Below are 17664 nucleotides of genomic sequence, written 5' to 3' on the forward strand. Positions count from 1 at the left end.
CCGCGGCGTAGGCGACGGAGGAGCAAGCCGCGGTGCCTGACCGGCGGCCCCTCCGGGGCCGCGAACTCGAGCGCGCCAGCGCTCCAACAACACAGGAGCAACTGTGCGTGACATGGTCGAGATCGGTATGGGGCGGGTCGCCCGGCGGACCTACGAGCTGGACGACGTCGACATCGTTCCCTCGCGGCGGACCCGCTCGTCGAAGCAGGTCTCGCTGGCCTGGCAGCTCGACGCCTACCGTTTCGAGATCCCGGTGCTCGCGCATCCCACCGACGCGCTCGTCTCCCCGGAGTTCGCCATCGAGCTGGGTCGCCTCGGCGGCCTCGGTGTCATCAACGGCGAGGGCCTGTGGGCGCGGCACGCCGACGTGCAGGCCAAGGTCGACCAGCTGATCGATCTGGTCGACAAGGGGGGTTACGAACGGGCCATCGCGCTGCTGCAGGAACTGCACGCCGCGCCCATGCAGCCCGATCTGCTCGCCGCCGCGGTCGCGCAGGTGCGGGCCGCCGGTGTGACTACCGCCGTCCGGGTGAGCCCGCAGAACGCGCGCGCCCTGACCCCCGCGCTGGTGCAGGCCGGGGTCGACCTGCTGGTCGTGCAGGGCACCATCATCTCCGCCGAGCACGTCGGTGACGGCGAGCCGCTGAACCTCAAGACCTTCATCGCCGAGCTGGACGTGCCGGTCGTGGCCGGTGGCGTGAGCGATCACCGCACCGCGCTGCACCTGATGCGCACCGGCGCGGCGGGCGTCATCGTCGGCTACGGCTCCTACCCGGGCGCCACCACCACCGGCGAGGTGCTCGGCATCGGGGTGCCGATGGCCACCGCCATCGCCGACGCCGCCGCCGCGCGCCGCGACTACCTCGACGAGACCGGCGGCCGCTACGTGCACGTGATCGCCGACGGCGACGTGGCCACCTCGGGCCAGCTGGCCAAGGCCATCGCCTGTGGTGCCGACGCGGTCATGCTCGGTGTGCCGCTGTCGGTCTCGGCCGAGGCCCCCGGCCACGGCTGGTACTGGCCCTCGGCCGCCGCGCACCCCTCGGTGCCGCGCGGTTCGTTCCTGCCGGTCGACGAGTCCTGGCTCGACGGCGCCGACGGCGCGGTCGCCCGCCCGAGCCTCGAGCGCGTGCTCTACGGCCCCTCCGACGACCCGTTCGGCTCGCTGAACCTGGTCGGCGGCCTGCGCCGGTCGATGGCCAAGGCGGGCTACTCCGACCTCAAGGAATTCCAGAAGGTCGGGCTGACCGTCCGCTAACGCACGTGCGCCAGTGACACCCGATCGCGCAGGAACCGCGCGATCGCGGTGTTGACCGGCTCGGGGTGGGTCATGGTGACCGCGAGCCGGGCGCCGTCGATCTCCAGATAGGTCGAGGCGGTGAGCCCGTCGGCCAGCGTGCGCGCCCGATTGCCCGCGATGCCGCTGTGGGTGGCGTGGATGATCAGCGCGGGACAGGTGATCTCGCGCAGCCGGTCCAGCACCGAGTCGCGGCCGAGCAGGCAGCCCACGGCCGCGTCGAGGCCGTTGTGCGCGTCGCCGACCCAGCGGCGGGTCCAGATGTCGCGGTAGAGGACGTCGTCGCCGATCAGCCAGTCGGCCAGCCGGCCTGCGGCTTCCTCGCGGGAGCCGCGGTCGTGCCACTCGTCGAGGAACCGCTGGGTGGCGGTGGACTGCTCGCGGGTCGGTCCGTGCGCCTCGGTGCTGATCAGGATCAGCGCGGCAACGCGTTCGGGCGCGACCAGCGCGGTGCGCAGCGCGGTGAAGCCGCCCTGCGCGGTCCCGCCGACGATGGCGCGTTCGGCGCCGATGCTGTCGAGGACGGTCAGCGCGTCGCGCGCGGCGGTCCAGTAGGTGAACGGCAACCGCTGATCCCTGGTGCGGCCGTGCCCGCGCGCGTCCCACGCCACGATCCGGAACTCGGGGGCGAGGGCGGCCCGCTGGGAGGCGAACATGGTGTGGTCCATGAAGAATTCGTGGGCGAGCAACACCACCGGCCCCGTGCCACCGCTGTCCTCGTAGTAGATGTCGGCATCGATCGCGCGGGCGAATGGCACGTGCACGAGGATAACCAGCCCCACCGTGCGACGCGCAAGGAATGCGGGCGCGTCGTGCTCGGTCACCACGGCGCGTCACGGTGCGAGGACGCCCGCTGCTCGCCGTTCGTACGTCGTCACTAAACTGATCCGGTGGCAGAAACTCAGAGACCGGTCCTCGTCGTCGACTTCGGCGCGCAGTACGCCCAGCTGATCGCCCGCCGGGTGCGCGAGGCCAGAGTGTTCTCCGAGGTCATTCCGCACACCATGACGGTGGAGGAGATCGCCGACAAGCAGCCGCTCGCGGTGATCCTGTCCGGCGGCCCGTCCAGCGTGTACGCCGAAGGCGCCCCGCAGCTCGACGCGCGACTGTTCGAGCTCGACGTCCCGGTGTTCGGCATCTGCTACGGCTTCCAGGCCATGGCGCAGGCGCTCGGCGGCACCGTCGCGCACACCGGCACCCGCGAGTACGGTCGCACCGAACTCAACATCGACGGCGGCGTGCTGCACGGCGGCCTGCCCACGATCCAGCCGGTCTGGATGAGCCACGGTGACGCCGTGACCGACGCCCCCGCGGGCTTCGAGGTCACCGGCACCACCGCGGGCGCCCCGGTCGCCGCGTTCGAGGATCGCGCGCGCCGCCTGGCCGGTGTCCAGTACCACCCCGAGGTGCTGCACTCCCCGCACGGCCAGCAGGTGCTCAGCCGCTTCCTGCACGAGCTGGCGGGCATTCCCGCGCAGTGGACCCCGGCCAATATCGCCGAGGCGCTGATCGAGGACGTGCGCGCGCAGATCGGGGACGGCCACGCCATCTGTGGGCTCTCCGGTGGTGTCGACTCCGCGGTCGCGGCCGCCCTGGTGCAGCGCGCGATCGGGGACCGGCTCACCTGTGTGTTCGTCGACCACGGGCTGCTGCGGGCGGGCGAGCGCGAGCAGGTCCAGCAGGACTTCGTCGCCGCGACCGGCGCCAAGCTGGTGACCGTCGACGCGGTGGACAAGTTCCTCGGTGAGCTGAAGGGCGTCTCCGATCCCGAGGAGAAGCGCAAGATCATCGGCCGCGAGTTCATCCGCTCCTTCGAGGACGCGGTCGCGGGCATCGTGCTCGAGGAGGGCGCGGCCGCCGGCGCCGCCCCGAAGGTCGAGTTCCTGGTGCAGGGCACGCTCTACCCGGACGTGGTCGAGTCCGGCGGCGGTACCGGCACCGCGAACATCAAGAGCCATCACAATGTCGGCGGCCTGCCCGACGACCTCGAGTTCGACCTGGTCGAGCCGCTGCGCCTGCTGTTCAAGGACGAGGTCCGCGCGGTCGGGCGCGAACTCGGCCTGCCCGAGGAAATCGTTGCCCGCCAGCCCTTCCCCGGCCCCGGTCTGGCGATCCGCATCGTCGGCGAGGTGACCGCCGACCGCCTCGACCTGCTGCGCCAGGCCGACGCCATCGCCCGCGAGGAACTCACCGCCGCCGGTCTCGACAAGCAGATCTGGCAGTGCCCGGTCGTGCTGCTGGCCGACGTGCGCTCGGTCGGCGTGCAGGGCGACGGCCGCACCTACGGTCACCCGATCGTGCTGCGCCCGGTCTCCAGCGAGGACGCGATGACCGCCGACTGGACCCGCCTGCCCTACGACGTGCTCGAGCGGATCTCCACCCGGATCACCAACGAGGTGGCCGAGGTCAACCGGGTCGTGCTCGACGTGACGAGCAAGCCGCCGGGCACCATCGAATGGGAATGAGCTAGGCCGGCCGGCGCGGCGGCGTCGCCTGGGTGAGCAGGAGCCTGCCGAGGAGGAAGCCGCCGCCGGTGTTCGGACGGTGCGCCGCCGGGGGCAGAACCTTGGCCACGGGGGTGGCGGGCTGTCGGGCGGTGGTGTTGTCGTCCATTGTCGTTGTCCTTCAACAGCTATGGCCCGTCACTGTGACGGGCCATAGCTGTGTCTCGGTGTTCCTCGATCAGTGTCGTTTGCGGCCGGACGAGAGGGTGAGCACCAGGCCGATGACGATGGCGGTGATCACCACGGCCCAGCCGATGGGCAGGATGCCGCCCTCGTCGGGGGTGGGTGCGCCGAGCAGGGCCCAGGCGCTCAGGGCCAGGGCGAGGATGCCGGTGAGCAGGAGCGAGAAGGCGGGGCGGCGCCGGGTTTCGACGCTCTCGTTCTCAGCCACGGGTCACCTCCACGCTGCCCATGCGCACCACGACCCGCAGGTCGAGGACCGGTGCGTCGGGGGTGTCGGGGCCGGTCAGTCCTTCTTTGCAGTTCGTGGCGTCGCCCGCCCTGACATCACAGGTCGTGTTCACCCGCATTCCTTCCGGCAGTAGGACAATGGCTTCGCCCATGTTCACCGACACCTGGACGGCGCGGGGCTCGGTGAGCGGCATCTCCCGCAGGTCGAGGGTGGCCGAGCCCATGGTCATCGTGTAGTTCGGCTGTAGTTCGGCGACCGAGGTCGGTGCCCAGGTGCGTTCGCCCATGGCGTTGCCCTCGAAGTCGATCGGCCCGATCAGCGAGGCCAGCATCACGAACCCGGCCAGCGGCGCGGTGAGCACCAGCAGGCCGTATCCGCGCCGCAGGAACGCCCCGGCGATGAGGCCGAGTCCGACCACGGCCAGCGCGAAGGCGCCGATCCGCGCGGGCGTCATCCACTCCGCGCCCGAGGCGGCCACCGCACCGGCCACCGCGGCGGCCAGGATCGCCAACCCGATGGTCACCGGGGTGAGCCGGGAGCGTGGCTTCTTCGGCGGCGGTGCGACGACCGCCGCGTACTGGGGTGCGGCTTCGGGCAGCTCCCAGGCCAGCGGTGCGACGGCGAGGGGATCCCAGCCGTGCGGGACCTGGGCGCGGGTGCGGGGGAAACCCGGTGTGGGAGTGGTGGGTTCCTTGCGCAGGTTCGCGGTGGGCGACGGGGTTTCGGCCGACAGTGCGTCGTCGGTCGCGCCGGTGGTTCGCGGCGTGGTGCCGGTGGTCGGCGCGGCGGGTTCGGTCGGGGTCGACGATTCCGCGTCGTGCTTGCCGAGGTCGATGGCGGCGGGTTCGTCGGTCGAGGTGGAATCATCCACCAGGCGAACGTCGCTGGGCGCCGAGGTCGCCGAATCCGCTGCTGTCGCATCGGTGGAGGGTGTGTCCGGGGTGGCTTCCGCCGCGACGGGCTCGACCGTGCCGGTGGCCGAACCCGAGGTATCGGTCGATTCCGGGGCTGGAGAACGCGATTCGGTCGCCGCCCAGTTGAGGTCGGCCGTGCCTTCCGGCGTGGCAACCGGAATCACCTCGGTGGTGCCGGTGTCGTCGACATCTTTGTGCAGGACAACCGTCTCCGTGGCATCCACCCGCAGCAGCGGAGTAGATTCCGCTGTGTCCGTACGGTTCTCCGCGCGCGGCGGTACATTCGTTGCCGGATCGGGAACGTAGGCGTCGGGGAGCTTGGTGTACGGGGTGTACATCCCGGTCGGCGGCTCGGGGGTGTAGGAGTACCCGCTCACGGGAGCCCCGGTCGGGTAGCCCGCGCCGGGATAGCCGGTGGCGCCGACCGCGTTGTGGCGGTAGGCGTCGAAGCCCGTCGGCAGCTCGGGATGACGCAGGTAGAGCATCCACCAGCCGCCCAGCATCAGGCCCATGCTGATCACGCCCGATCCGCCGAGCCCCATCCCGATCGGCCCCATGGTCGAGACCGCGATGGCCAGTGCCACGATCAGCACGATCGTCTTGGTCTGCGACTGCGAGCTGCGTCCGTTGCCGGTCAGCGCCTCGGCCGCCGAGGCCTCGTCACCCGCCGAACTCAGCACCAGCCAGGCCAGCAGATACAGCACGATGCCCGCGCCACCGAAGATGGTCGACACCACGAACGCCACCCGCAACAGCACCGGATCGATGCCGTACCGCAGCCCGAACCCCGCGGCGACACCGGCGATCGGCCCCTGTCGCGGCAGCCGGACCGGCCGCGTGTGCCACATCTGCTGAACCTGGTCGGCAAAGCTCGTTCTGCTGCTCATGCCTTCCATGGTGGGCCGGACCAGCCCTTCCGCACATCGGGGGTAACCCTGATAATTTCCCGGGTTCGCGGGTCAGGCGCAGGGTGGACGGTAGGGCAGGTTGGGGAGCTGGCGGCGCCAGACGGGCTCGGTCAGCAGGTCGCCGGTGGCCGCGCAGATCTGGTCGGCGACCCGGTCGGGGTCGAGATCCCAGACACCGAGGTGGCCGTCGTAGGTGATGACGACGAGGTGCTCCCCGCCGGGATGCAGGACCGCATGGCGCGGTTGTCCGTCGGCGGGACCGATCGACCCGCTGAGCCTGCGTGGTGCGCGCGGATCACGCACGTCCCAGAGCGCGGTCGTGCCGTCGTCGCTGGTGACGGCCAGGGCGGCACCGTCGCGCGCGGTGGAGATCGCCATGATCGGGGCGATCTCGGTGTGGATCTTGTTCGTCGACGAAGTCGACGGGTCGGACACACCCGGGTCCCACAGCTCGAGGTAGTTGGACTGAGCGACGGCCAGTGTCCGGTTGTCGGCCAGGAACAGCGACGGTTGGATGGCCAGCACCGGGTCGACATCGGTTTCGGTGATCGAGCGTGGGTCGCGTGGGTCGTCGAGATTCCAGATCTGCCGCGCGGAGCGATTCTCATCGAGGAGCCGCACCTCGACCCGGGTGCCGTCGGCACTGAATTCGTGGGTGTACGCCATCGCGGCGTTTGCGGTGATCGCTCGCCCGAGTGGGGTGGGCGCGGTCCGGTCGGTGACGTCCCACATCTGTGCCGAGGACTCCTCGACCAGCAGCATCCGGTTGCCCTCGACCACCGATCGGCGCGCGGTTCCGGTGGGCCAGGAAGTCAGCGGACGTGGATCGCGCGGATTGTCGAGATCGAAGACGATGCGCTGGTTGCCCGGGCCGTCGTGGATCGACAGCGTACGTCCATCGGGGCTCAATGCCGGATCCGAGCGTCCGCGCGAACCGGGAACGGTGCTCAGCCGGACCGGGCGAGCGGGCTCGCTCGTGTCCCACACCGTGACGGCACCCTGGGCGTGCAGCATCGCCATCCGGTGTCCTGTTCGGTCGAACACCGGCGGCCCGTCGACGCCGGAAACCTTGTCGAGCATCGAGCGCGGCATCGTCCAGATACGCAGGGCGCCATCGTCGCCGCCGGTCGCCAGCATCGGTTCGCCGGTGCGGAACACCATCGACAGCGGCCCACCCTGGCAGGGGGCGAACGGGTTCTGCGGACAAGGCCCGGAGCTCACCGACAGGTCGGGTCCGGCTTGTACCGGAAGGGCCGGGTCGGTGATGTTCCACAGTCTCGCCGCCCCGTAGGAACCGGTGGCCAGTACCTGCCCGCCCTCGTGGAACGTGATCGAGTTCAGCACGTCGTTGTCGACTCGAATCGGCGCGCCGAATCGGCGCGGGGCGCGCGGGTCGGTGATCTGCCAGAGGTCGACTCGGCTCGACGTCGCGACGGTGAGATCGCTCGACCCGGAGATACCCGTCGCCAGCGTGGTGCCGTCCGGGCTGAACGCGAGCGTTCGGAGGGTCTCGCCGCGCCCGATCGTGATCGCCGCGCCGCTCGGGCGAGGACGATCAGGGTCGCGGACATCCCACAGCTGCACGGTGTCGGGCTCGTTCTCATCGAAGTTGGCGTGCCCGACGGCGAGCAGATCGCCGTCGGGACCGAACTCGATGTGCCGCTGCTGGTTGTCGCCGGGCAGCTGGATGACGGCCGCACGCGTGGGCCGCGACCGGTCACCGATCCGCCAGAGAGTCAGTTCCGACGAGTACACCTCGGCGAGCTGATCCCCATCCGGGCTGACCGCGATCACCTGTCGTAGGCCGGTTCCGAAGGTGTGCAGGAGCACGGGGGACTCCGGCCGGGCGAGGTCCCACCGCTGGATACCCGCCGGGCCGTCGGTGATCGCGTCGGTGCCACCCGGGACGAAGACGAAGCGAGTGGTGCGGACACCGAGGTCGGTATCGAGGCGGCGTGGTCGCGCGGGATCTTCGATGTTCCAGAATACGGTGTTGCCCAGGTAGTCGAGGGAGACGAGCAGGTTGTCGGCAGGCCGGTCGGCGAGTGTTCTGACGCCCTGCTCGTGCGCGGGCACCGTGACGGCCAACGGCAGCTCCTGCGTGTTCAGCAGCTGGGTGCGCGTCGCTTCGTCGGGCCGCATCCGATACGCCGCCAGCGACAACTGCGCCGACAGCGACGGATCACCGGCCCTGGTCCGCTGGGCCGCCGCCACCAATTCGGCATAGTCGCGGTCGGCGGCGCGCTGGTCGGCGAGTCTGCCGCGGTCGACGGCGACGAGGCCGGTGGCCAGCAGCGCGACGACCACCACCCCCGCCCCGACCCGCCACCGCGCGCCCCGCCGCGCCGAGCGACCGGAGGCGTCGAGGAATTCGCGCACCAGGGGGCTGGTGCGATCGGCGTGTTCGTTCGCGCTGTCGAGCCGGGTGCCGCGGTAGAGCAGCGCGGAATCGCGGTCCGTCGCCGTCCATTCCGCGGCGTCGCTCTCCAGCCGCTGCCGGACCAGGTATCCGACCCGGTCGGTGTCGATCCACCCGCGCAGGCGTGGCCACGCGGTGAGGACGATCTCGTGGGACAACTGCACCGAGTCCGCGTCCAGCGCGATCAGCCGGGTGGCGGCGAGCACTTCGAGCACCTCGGTCGCGGCGGCCGGATCGCCGCCGCGCGCCACCAGCTCGGCCCGGCCGACGGTGCGGCGGGTGTCGCGGGAGTCCCGCCCCACGGTGACCAGGGCGCCGAGCAGTTCCCGCGCGGCATGCTGCTGGGCGTCGGTGAGTTCGCCCCAGGCCAGTTCGGCGGTCGCGGCGACCGAGCCCGCCACGCCACCGGCCTTGCGGTACCCGCCGACGGTCAGTCGGCGGCCTTCGCGCTGCTGCCAGGTCGCGGCCATCACATGTGAGAGCAACGGCAGCGCGCCGGGGTCGTAGCCGGCGGTCTCCGGGTGACCGTCGAGCCCGCGCAGTTCGGCGATGACCAGTTCTTCCAGGCCCGGTTCGAGGGTGAGGCCGGTGGCGGCGAGCGGTCCGGTCAGCGCCCGCGACACCTCGTCCATCCGCATCGGTCCGAGCAGGTAGCCGCGGTGCTGGAGGGCGTCCTGGAGCACCGCGTAATGCAGGCAGCGTTCGTAGAAGTCGGCGCGCAGCGCCAGCACCACGGTCAGTGGTTCCTCGGTCCGCGTGGCCAGGTTCGCCAGGGTGGTGAGGAATTCGTCGCGGTCGGCGTCGTCGGTGCACAGCGTGAACAGTTCCTCGAACTGGTCGACGACCAGCACGCGGCTCCCGGCGGCCATGGCGTCGGTGAGCCGGGCGCCGGGGTGCGTACCTGGTGTGATGGTGGTCGTCGGCCGGTCCAGCGTGGGCACCAGTCCCGCGGCGAGCAATGACGACTTACCGGCGCCGGAGGCTCCGATGAGGATGACGATGCCGCTCGCGTCGGTGACCAGCGCGGCGAATTCGGCGGTGACCCGGTCACGCCCGAAGAACAGCGCGCGCTCCTCGGTGCGATAGGCGCGCAGACCGGGGTAGGGGCAGGCGGATTCCTCCTCGCTGTCGGCGGTCCAGGTGACCGAGGCCTGCCACCTCTGCTGCCAGGCGTGCGGGTCGGCGAGTCCGCGGGGCACCGTGCGCTGGGCCTTCTCGGCGAGTTCGACGAGGGTGAGGATCACCGGCAGCAGTGATTCGAACCGGGCGGGGACGTTGCGCCCGGCCTTCCAGTCGCTGATCCGCTGTGGTGACGCTGTGCTCGTGCCGGTGCCGCGCATCCGCCGCTCGGTGGCTGTGGCGACGCGACGCAGTGTCGGATTGCCCGCCAGCGCATACAGTTCGGCGAATCGTCGCGCGAAAACAGCTCGCGGCGAAAGCTTTTCCCCATCCTCGACGTGCAAGGATCCCCCCGTTCGATGAAAACGACCGAGGGGAATGATATTTGGGTGATCGGGACCCGGCCAATGGACGGGTCCCGATCGGTCGTCAGAGGAACATCGTGTCGCCGAACACCGAGTTCTTCGCGCTCACCGCCACGGTGTCGGCGGTGACGGTGGCCCAGGAGTAGATGTTGAGCGGCCCGGCGCAGTCGCCGACCATGAGGTGGAAGTCGCGGTTCACCAGGTAGGTGGTGTCCGGTCCCAGCGACTTGGTCCCGACCTCGATCTTCTTGATCTCCCCCGGCGCGAGCGAGAGATTCAGCGAGATGCCCGCCGAGAGGGAAGGGCCGATGTCGGCGGACATGTCGGGGCCGGACGAGCCGAACCCGATCGAGGTCCCCGCGCCGACAGAGATGCCACCGTCGAGCCCGACCGACAGGGTCAGGTCCACCGCGCAGGCGACGAGATAGCCGGACTCGAGTTCCCCGGTCGCGCCCGGCGGGGCGGTGGCGTACACGGTGTTGTCGAGGAACACCTCCCGGTTGGTCGGCATCGCGTTGAGTGCGGGGACCTGCCGGTAGGACTGATCGGTGTGGCCGATGGTGAGCTCGAAACCCCCTGGGCCGTGATAGGTCTGCTCGTGCGGTGCCATCGGTGCGGCCGAAGCCGTCGGTGTTACCCCGATCGTGCCGAGTGCGAGAGCGGCGGTGCCGAGCGCGGTGACGATGATTTTCAACTTTTCCTCCCCTGACGTGGTGGCCGATGTTCCGGCCTGACATCAACGTAGGAATTCGGCCACTTCCCCGGCGGGCGGACTGTGGCGGTGCAGGTGGAAAAGTCCAGGTGAGGGCGGTGCGGCCGGTTTTCCGGTCCGGCGCTGCGGTGCGTCGGCGCCGGGTCGTGCGGAAAATCGGAAAGCGCAGGTCGGGTCGGGTTTCTGTCCGGACCGGACAGATCAGGGAACCTCGGGGTGAGATCAGGGACTTTCCTGATGTCGGCGCCCGGTCGGCCGTGTCAGTATCGAAGGATGGATCCGTCTGCTCCCGCCAGCACCGCAGCCCAGGGGTCGCCGACCCCCGACGGGCCCGGCGTCGCCCCTGGGAACAACGCCGCTCCTGCTTCGGGCGCCCGTGACGCCGCCTTTCCCGGTCGCGCGTCGACCGGTGCGGCCGGTTCTCCGTCCCATGCCGACCCTGCGGGCCGTCGCGGTTCGTCCGGCAATGCCGCGTATGGAACTCCGCCTCCCGTCGCACCGCCGTTCGCCGGGAACGGTGGGCCGGGGGCCGCGATGGATCCGCGGTTCGCGGGTGGTCAGCGGGCGCGCAATCGGGCGCAGCGGCTCGCCGCGGGGGCCGCGTTCGGTGCCAGGCAGGCCTTCTACGGGCCGCAGCCGATGGTCGCGGCGCAGCAGTTCCGGCCGCCCACACCGGGATACGGGCAGTTTCCGGGGTATCCGGGTGCCGGCGCGGGTTACGGGGTGCCGCGCGGGTATCGGCCGGGGATGATGCCCGCGCCAGGTCCAGAGCCGGCCGGCGCGCCGCTGCCCGAGACACCGCGGATGGTTCGCCGGACCGGTGGTCGCGTGATCGGTGGTGTCGCGGGCGGATTGGCCGATCACCTCGGTGTCGACGTGTTCAAGGTGCGGATGGCGTTCGTGCTGCTGTCGGTGCTGGTCGGTGCGGGCCTGGTGGCCTACAGCCTGCTGTGGATCTTCACCCCCGGCGGCGCGGACGCGGCCAAGCCCACCGGTGACGAGCGCAGGCAGGCGATCGGCCTGGCCCTGCTCGGGCTCGGTCTCACGGTCACGGTGGGGTGGTTGTTCCAGGGGACCGCCGCGAACGTGATCGCCCCGATCGTGGTGATCGCGGTCGGTGCCGCGCTGGTGTGGCGGGAGTACGACGTCGCCGCACCGGGTCCACGCGCCCTGTTCGGGCTGCCCGCGCGACCCTCGGTGGTGACCTGGTCGCGCATCGTGGCCGGGGCGACGCTGATCGTGTTCGGGCTCGGCGTGGTGGTGCTGGCCAGGATCGACCTCAGCTCGCTCGGTTCGGCCCTGATCGCCGTCGCGGTCACCCTGGTCGGCGCCGGTCTGCTGACGGTCCCGCTGTGGCTGCGCATGGTCCGCGCGCTCAATGCCGAACGCGGCGCCCGCATCCGCAACGAGGAACGCGAGGAGATCGCCTCGCACCTGCACGATTCGGTGCTGCAGACCCTCGCGCTGATCCAGCGCCAGGCCGAGGACCCGCAGGAGGTCCTGCGGCTGGCCCGCAGCCAGGAACGCGAACTGCGCAAGTGGCTCTTCGACGACACCGCCCCCGCCCATTCGAGCCTGGCCGCCGCGCTGCGCACCATCGCGGGCGAGGTGGAGGATCAGCACGGCGTGAAGGTCACCCCGGTCACCGTCGGCGATGTCGCGATGGACCCCGGTGACACCGGCGACGGCCTGCCCAAGGAACACTTCACCGCGCTGCTCGGCGCCAGCCGTGAAGCGCTGGTCAACGCGGCCAAGCACGCGGGCGTCCCCGAGATCGACCTGTTCGCCGAGGCCGAGGCCCACCAGGTGAGCATCTTCGTCCGCGACCGCGGCGCCGGGTTCGATGTCTCGACGGTTCCCGAGGATCGCCGCGGGCTGGCGAAATCGATTCGCGCCCGCATCGAGCGCCGCGGGGGCACCGCCGAGATCGACTCCACGATCGGCCGTGGCACCGAGGTTCGCATCGTGATGCCGCGCACCGATTCCGGCGTCGTCGCCGACACTCCCGATGAGCAGGATGCGTCTGCCGAGCGGGATGCGTCTGCCGACCGGGACGCGCCGGCCGACCGGGACGCGCCCGCCGCGCAAGATGCGCTCGCCGAGCAGGACGCGCCCGCTGTCGATTCGGAGGAGCGCTCGGAAGCGGGGAACCGCTGAGGGTGCCTCGGCACGGAAGTCGCGCCGATGTCCACGTCCGGACACGGCACTGTGGTACCGATGACAGCGAGTCGATCGCGCGGGTTGGATGAGGAGAGTTGTCAGTGAGTGTTCGGGTGTTTCTGGTCGACGATCACGCGGTGTTCCGGTCGGGGGTGCGGGCGGAGTTGAGCCGGGAGACCGATATGGAGGTCGTCGGTGAGGCGGGCGCGGTGGCCGAGGCCGTGGCCGGCATCGATGCCGCGCGACCGGATGTGGTGCTGCTCGATGTGCACATGCCCGACGGCGGCGGGGTCGCGGTGCTGTCGCGGATCGGGGCGGGCCCGGTGTGCTTGGCGCTGAGCGTGTCCGACGCCGCCGAGGACGTGATCGCGGTGATCAGGGCGGGCGCGCGCGGGTACGTCACCAAGACCATCTCCGGCGCCGAACTGGCCGACGGCATCCGCCGGGTGGCGGGCGGTGACGCGGTGTTCAGCCCCCGCCTCGCGGGTTTCGTCCTCGACTCGTTCACCGGCCGCTCCCCGGTCCCCGAACCCCCACTCGACCCGGAACTGGACTCGCTCACCCCGCGCGAACTGGAAGTCCTTCGCCTGCTTGCGCGTGGCTACACCTATCGCGAGATTGCCGAGTCACTGTTCATCTCGGTGAAGACGGTGGAGACCCACGCCTCCAACGTGCTGCGCAAGACCCAGCAGTCCAATCGCAATGCCCTCACCCGCTGGGCGCACAACCGCCGAATCGACTGAGCGCCGGGACAAGCCGGCGTCGCGGCCGTGCACGCACACCTCGGAGGGTCCGATTGCGACCGCCCAGGAAACGTTCAGCACCTGTCGAACTGGCCGGTCAGATCACATGACCGCGATGATGATCGCGATCAGGATGACCAGCCCGATCAGCACACCCGCGCCGATGGCCAGCGGCGCCCCGTTGGGCAGATTGTCGATGAAGCTGCCGGTGCGCGGGGCCGCGGTGGGCGCCGCCGCCACCGGTGCGGTGCGCTGCGGGCGCGGCAGGGGTGCGGAATGCGGGCTGCGCAGGCCGCTGGCGGAGTTACGGGCCGCCCAGGCGGGGATGGTGCCGTCCTCGGTGCGCAGGGGCAGACCGAGGATGTAGGCGCCGGTGCCGGGACCGAAAGCGGCGGTGAGGATCTCGTCGCGCGCCTCGGCCATGGTCGGCCGACGCTGGGGCGCGGGCTCGAGCATGTGCAGCAGCGGCTGGGTGAGGATGCCGCTGCGGCTGGGCGGGATGATCCGGCCCATCGCGGCCCTGGTGACGACATCGTTCTCGCCGTCGTCGAACCCGAACGGCGGCTGGCCCTCGAGCGCGGTGTAGAGGGTGGCGCCGAGGGAGAACACGTCGCTGGCCTCGGTGGGCTGCGCGCCGCGCGCGACCTCGGGCGGCAGGTAGGCGGCGGTGCCGGTGATCGTGCCCTCCGGGTCGTCGCCGTGGGCGTCGCCCGCGCCGCGCGAGATGCCGAAGTCGCTGAGCTTGGCCTTGCCCACCTCGGGACCGCGGTCGGTGACGAGGATGTTGCCCGGCTTGATGTCGCGGTGCACGATGCCCGCGGCGTGCGCGGCGGCGAGTGCGTCGGCCACCTGGGCGCCGATCTGGGCCACCTCGATCGCGGGCAGCGTGTCGACCAGCGCGAGCGCCCGCGCCACGCTGCGCGAGGGTAAGTACTCCATGATCAGCCAGGGCTCGCCCGCCTCGATCACCACGTCGTAGACGGCGATGGCGTGCTCGTGCGAGAGCTTGGCGGCCACCCGGCCCTCGTGCACGATGCTGCTGCGCAGCGCCTCGGCCTCGGCCTCGCTCAGTCCCGCGGTGGACAGCACCTGCTTGATCGCGACTTCCCGGTTCAGCAGCCGGTCGGTCGCGAGCCAGACCGCACCCATGCCACCGCCGCCCAGTTTCGACTGCAGGCGGTAGCGGCCCGCGACCAGGTAGTCGGGGCCGATATGGGGACGAGCACGTTCGGTCACGGGTGCGAGGGTAGTCGAACATGCCGCTGACTGGCCGGTATCCCCGCGCCCGGGTATAAGGGCGCCCCGCTGTGGACACGAGGTGGGGGTGGATGTCACCCTGGTCGCATTCGAACGTATATTCGAATACGATCGATAGCTGGAACGGTGCTGGTTGTTCCGGCGTGGAGCGGTTCGCCGCTCGCGGGTCCATCGTGGAAGTAGGTGGTGTTGATGGGTTCGGATGCGTTGTCGCCCGATCAGGGCACGCTCGACGAGCTGCGCAGGCGGATGGCCGCGATACCGGGGCGCGGTGCGTCCGTATCCGGTCGAATACCTCGTGAGCAGCGACTTCGTCGCGACATGCTGCCGGTTCCCGCGCCACTGGCCGACCTGCTGCCCGACGGTGGACTGCCCAAGGGCGCGGTGATCGCCTACTCCGGCGCGCATTCGCTGCTCACCGGCCTGCTCGCCGAGGTGACCGCGCACGGCGGCCACGCCGCGGTCATCGGCCTGCCCCGGCTCGGTTTGCTGGCCGCCGCCGAAATGGGTGCCCAGCTGTCCCGGCTGGCCGTGATCGCCGACCCCGGCCCCGACCCCGCCGAGGTCGCCGCGGTCCTGCTCGACGGCCTCGACCTGGTTGTCCTCGGCCTCGGCGGCCTCGCCGTGCCGCCCGCCCGCTGCCGCGTCCTGGCCGCCCGCGCCCGCAATCGCGGCGCCACCCTGGTCGTCGCCGGCGGCGAGTGGACCAACCCCGCGCTGCGCCTGGACTCCCGCGTCACCGGCTACCGCGGCCTCGGTCGCGGTCGCGGCCGCCTGCACTCGGTCTGCCTCGACGTGCGCGTCAGCGCCAAGGCGGGCCCACCCCGCCACGGCCACATCGACCTGTGCGCCCGCCCCGGCCGCACCGAATGGCAGACCCGCGAAACCGTCCGTGTCGCCGAGATGCCCGCATTACACGAGGCGGTCTCGTGACCGCCCTGCTCGGCCCGGATCGATGGAGGTGACGCGGTCCACCGATTCCCCGGTGCCTGCCGGGTGGCCTCCGCCGGCCTCGCCCGAGACTTCGGCAGTGGGTGAACACGCCGGGGGCCCAACGCTGGCCCGGTCCGGCGATGGGCCGGCCGTGATGGCGGATCGGCCCGCGGTGTTGTGTGTCGGGCGGTGGCGTTGTGGCACACGGTGATCGGGTGTTGGCGGTGTGGTGTCCGGACTGGGCGGCGGTCGCGGCGGGGGCGATGGCCGGGGTGGGGGCGGAACGGCCGGTGGCGGTGTTGCGGGGGAATCGGGTGGTGGTGTGTTCGGCGGTCGCGCGGGCCGAGGGGGTGCGGCGTGGGATGCGGCGGCGGGAGGCGCAAGGGTGTTGTCCGAAACTGGTTGTCGCCCAGGATGATCCGGATCGGGACGCGCGGTTGTTCGAGCCGATCGTCGGTGCCGTCGACGCGACGGTGCCGGGGGTGGAGGTGTTGCGGCCCGGGCTGATCGTGCTCGGGGCGCGGGGTGCCGCGCGGTATTTCGGGTCGGAGGAGGCCGCCGCGGAGCAGCTCGTCGACGCGGTCGCGGTGGCGGGGGCCGAGGCGCAGATCGGGATCGCCGACGCGCTGTCGACGGCAGTGCTCGCGGCCAGGGGCGGGGCGATCGTGGCACCGGGGGAGGGGGCGCGCTACCTCGCGTCGCTCCCGGTCTCGGAGCTCGCGGTGGAGCCGAGCCTGGCCGCGCCGGAACGGGCCGAACTGGTCGACCTGTTGCACCGCTTGGGTTTACGCCGCATCGGCGATTTCGCGCGCCTGTCACCCGCCGAGGTGGCGTCGCGGTTCGGTGCCGACGCCGTGCTCGCGCACCGCATCGCCCGGGCACTACCGGAACGACCGCCCTCGGCCCGGCCACCCGCGCCGGAGCTGACCGTCGAACTGGACTGCGATCCGCCCATCGACCGCGTCGACGCCGCCGCCTTCGCGGGCAGGCAGCTGTCCACCCGGCTGCACGCGGTCCTGTCGGCGGCGGGGGCGTCCTGCACCCGGCTCGCGATCTCGGCCCGCACCGAGGCGGGGGAGGAGCTCACCAGGATCTGGCGCTGCGCCCGCCCGCTCACCGCGCCCGACACCGCCGACCGCGTCCGCTGGCAACTCGACGGCTGGCTCACCCACCGCGACCGCCCCACCGCCCCGATCGTCGCGCTGCGCCTGGAACCGGTCGAGGTGGTCGCCGCGGGTGCGCTCCAGCTCGGCCTGTGGGGTGGTGAGGGCGAGGAGGCCGAACGCGCCCGGCGCGTCCTGGTCCGGGTGCAGGGCCTGCTCGGCGGCGAAGCGGTCCGCATCGGGGTGCTCAGCGGCGGTCGCGGCCCCGCCGAACGCGTCACCATGATCGCCCTCGGCGACGAACTCGCCCCCGCCGCCGACCCGGCCCAGCCCTGGCCCGGCCGCCTCCCCGAACCCGCCCCCACCGTGCTGCTCCTGCAACGCCCCACCGTCGGGCTGACCGCCGCCGACGGCACCCCCGTCGAAGTCACCGACCGTGGCCTGTTCACCGCCGACCCCGCCCGCCTGCGCTGGGGCCACAAACAGTGGGCACTACTCGGCTGGGCGGGCCCCTGGCCGGTCACCGACCGCTGGTGGTCCACCGCCGACCACCCCACCGTCGCGATCCGCGCCCAGGTCCAACTCGACGCCGAACCCACCGAGATCCGCGCGGTCCTGCTCGTCTTCGACGCCCACACCTGGCACGCCGAGGGCGTCTACGAGTGACCACCGATGCTGGACGGTTGATCACCAGGCTCCCGGGTGAGCGATCGGTCGCGAGAGCGCGCCACCAGAGCCCGGTGATCAATGGTCCAGATCGGCTCCGAGGGGTGCTGTCTCGGCTGGCGGGGTCGATGCGGTGCTATCCGCGTCGGCTG

13 protein-coding genes are annotated in these 17664 nt (G+C 71.4%); 6 read left to right on the plus strand and 7 right to left on the minus strand.

The genetic code is table 11. The features are described from left to right. The first annotated feature begins 103 nt into the window (after positions 1 to 103). Positions 104 to 1258, plus strand: coding sequence for a GuaB3 family IMP dehydrogenase-related protein (locus ACFVVM_RS33900; protein ID WP_387626703.1), 1155 nt, complete (start codon positions 104 to 106; stop codon positions 1256 to 1258). On the opposite strand, the gene ACFVVM_RS33905 is transcribed toward ACFVVM_RS33900, so the two are convergent. Continuing rightward, positions 1255 to 2055: an alpha/beta fold hydrolase gene (locus ACFVVM_RS33905; protein WP_387626705.1), complete on the minus strand. Its 801-nt coding sequence runs from the start codon at positions 2053 to 2055 to the stop codon at positions 1255 to 1257. The genes ACFVVM_RS33900 and ACFVVM_RS33905 overlap by 4 nt on opposite strands. 132 nt (positions 2056 to 2187) lie before the next feature. Here ACFVVM_RS33905 and guaA point away from each other — a divergent pair, with 132 nt between their 5' ends. Beyond that, a complete protein-coding gene (gene guaA, locus ACFVVM_RS33910; protein ID WP_387626707.1) occupies positions 2188 to 3762 on the plus strand; it encodes a glutamine-hydrolyzing GMP synthase in 1575 nt (524 codons plus the stop codon). A 1-nt stretch (position 3763) separates the two neighbouring features. Here guaA and ACFVVM_RS33915 read toward each other — a convergent pair whose 3' ends face one another. The 5 genes from ACFVVM_RS33915 to ACFVVM_RS33935 form a co-directional block, all read right to left on the minus strand. Then, entirely contained in the window at positions 3764 to 3910 is a 147-nt protein-coding gene (locus ACFVVM_RS33915) for a hypothetical protein (RefSeq protein ID WP_387626709.1), read from the minus strand. Between the two features lie 69 nt (positions 3911 to 3979). After that, positions 3980 to 4192: a hypothetical protein gene (locus ACFVVM_RS33920; protein ID WP_387626711.1), complete on the minus strand. Its 213-nt coding sequence runs from the start codon at positions 4190 to 4192 to the stop codon at positions 3980 to 3982. Continuing rightward, positions 4185 to 6014 carry a PspC domain-containing protein gene (locus tag ACFVVM_RS33925; protein ID WP_387626713.1) on the minus strand — a complete coding sequence of 610 codons (1830 nt, stop codon included), beginning with the start codon at positions 6012 to 6014 and terminating at the stop codon, positions 4185 to 4187. Before ACFVVM_RS33925 ends, ACFVVM_RS33920 begins: the two co-directional genes overlap by 8 nt. A gap of 72 nt (positions 6015 to 6086) precedes the next feature. Further along, positions 6087 to 9917 carry a hypothetical protein gene (locus ACFVVM_RS33930; protein WP_387626715.1) on the minus strand — a complete coding sequence of 1277 codons (3831 nt, stop codon included), beginning with the start codon at positions 9915 to 9917 and terminating at the stop codon, positions 6087 to 6089. Between the two features lie 85 nt (positions 9918 to 10002). Beyond that, positions 10003 to 10632, minus strand: a complete 630-nt coding sequence (locus ACFVVM_RS33935; protein WP_387626717.1) for an MspA family porin — start codon at positions 10630 to 10632, stop codon at positions 10003 to 10005. 765 nt (positions 10633 to 11397) lie between these two features. On the opposite strand from ACFVVM_RS33935, the gene ACFVVM_RS33940 reads away from it, so the two are divergent. Together ACFVVM_RS33940 and ACFVVM_RS33945 are read left to right on the plus strand one after the other, a co-directional pair. After that, positions 11398 to 12807, plus strand: coding sequence for a PspC domain-containing protein (locus ACFVVM_RS33940; RefSeq protein ID WP_387626844.1), 1410 nt, complete (start codon positions 11398 to 11400; stop codon positions 12805 to 12807). A gap of 104 nt (positions 12808 to 12911) precedes the next feature. Continuing rightward, positions 12912 to 13553, plus strand: a complete 642-nt coding sequence (locus ACFVVM_RS33945; protein WP_387626719.1) for a response regulator — start codon at positions 12912 to 12914, stop codon at positions 13551 to 13553. Positions 13554 to 13655: 102 nt separating this feature from the next. On the opposite strand, the gene ACFVVM_RS33950 is transcribed toward ACFVVM_RS33945, so the two are convergent. Further along, positions 13656 to 14789 (minus strand): serine/threonine-protein kinase, encoded by a 1134-nt coding sequence (locus ACFVVM_RS33950; RefSeq protein ID WP_387626721.1) that lies wholly within the window; start codon positions 14787 to 14789, stop codon positions 13656 to 13658. 213 nt (positions 14790 to 15002) lie between these two features. Between ACFVVM_RS33950 and ACFVVM_RS33955 the strand changes: the two genes are divergently transcribed. After that, positions 15003 to 15743: a hypothetical protein gene (locus tag ACFVVM_RS33955; RefSeq protein WP_387626723.1), complete on the plus strand. Its 741-nt coding sequence runs from the start codon at positions 15003 to 15005 to the stop codon at positions 15741 to 15743. A 263-nt stretch (positions 15744 to 16006) separates the two neighbouring features. Continuing rightward, complete coding sequence (locus ACFVVM_RS33960; protein ID WP_387626847.1) at positions 16007 to 17512, plus strand: DNA polymerase Y family protein; 1506 nt, start codon at positions 16007 to 16009, stop codon at positions 17510 to 17512. Positions 17513 to 17664 lie beyond the last annotated feature (152 nt).

The organism is Nocardia sp. NPDC058176 (assembly GCF_042883805.1).
Lineage (GTDB): Bacteria > Actinomycetota > Actinomycetes > Mycobacteriales > Mycobacteriaceae > Nocardia.

Coding starts and splice junctions, on each gene's coding strand:
- ACFVVM_RS33955 (WP_387626723.1), top strand. CDS start 15,003: ATGGGTTCGGATGCGTTGTCGCCCGATCAGGGCACGCTCGACGAGCTG.
- ACFVVM_RS33925 (WP_387626713.1), bottom strand. CDS start 6,014: ATGAGCAGCAGAACGAGCTTTGCCGACCAGGTTCAGCAGATGTGGCAC.
- ACFVVM_RS33915 (WP_387626709.1), bottom strand. CDS start 3,910: ATGGACGACAACACCACCGCCCGACAGCCCGCCACCCCCGTGGCCAAG.
- ACFVVM_RS33960 (WP_387626847.1), top strand. CDS start 16,007: ATGGCCGGGGTGGGGGCGGAACGGCCGGTGGCGGTGTTGCGGGGGAAT.
- ACFVVM_RS33940 (WP_387626844.1), top strand. CDS start 11,398: ATGATGCCCGCGCCAGGTCCAGAGCCGGCCGGCGCGCCGCTGCCCGAG.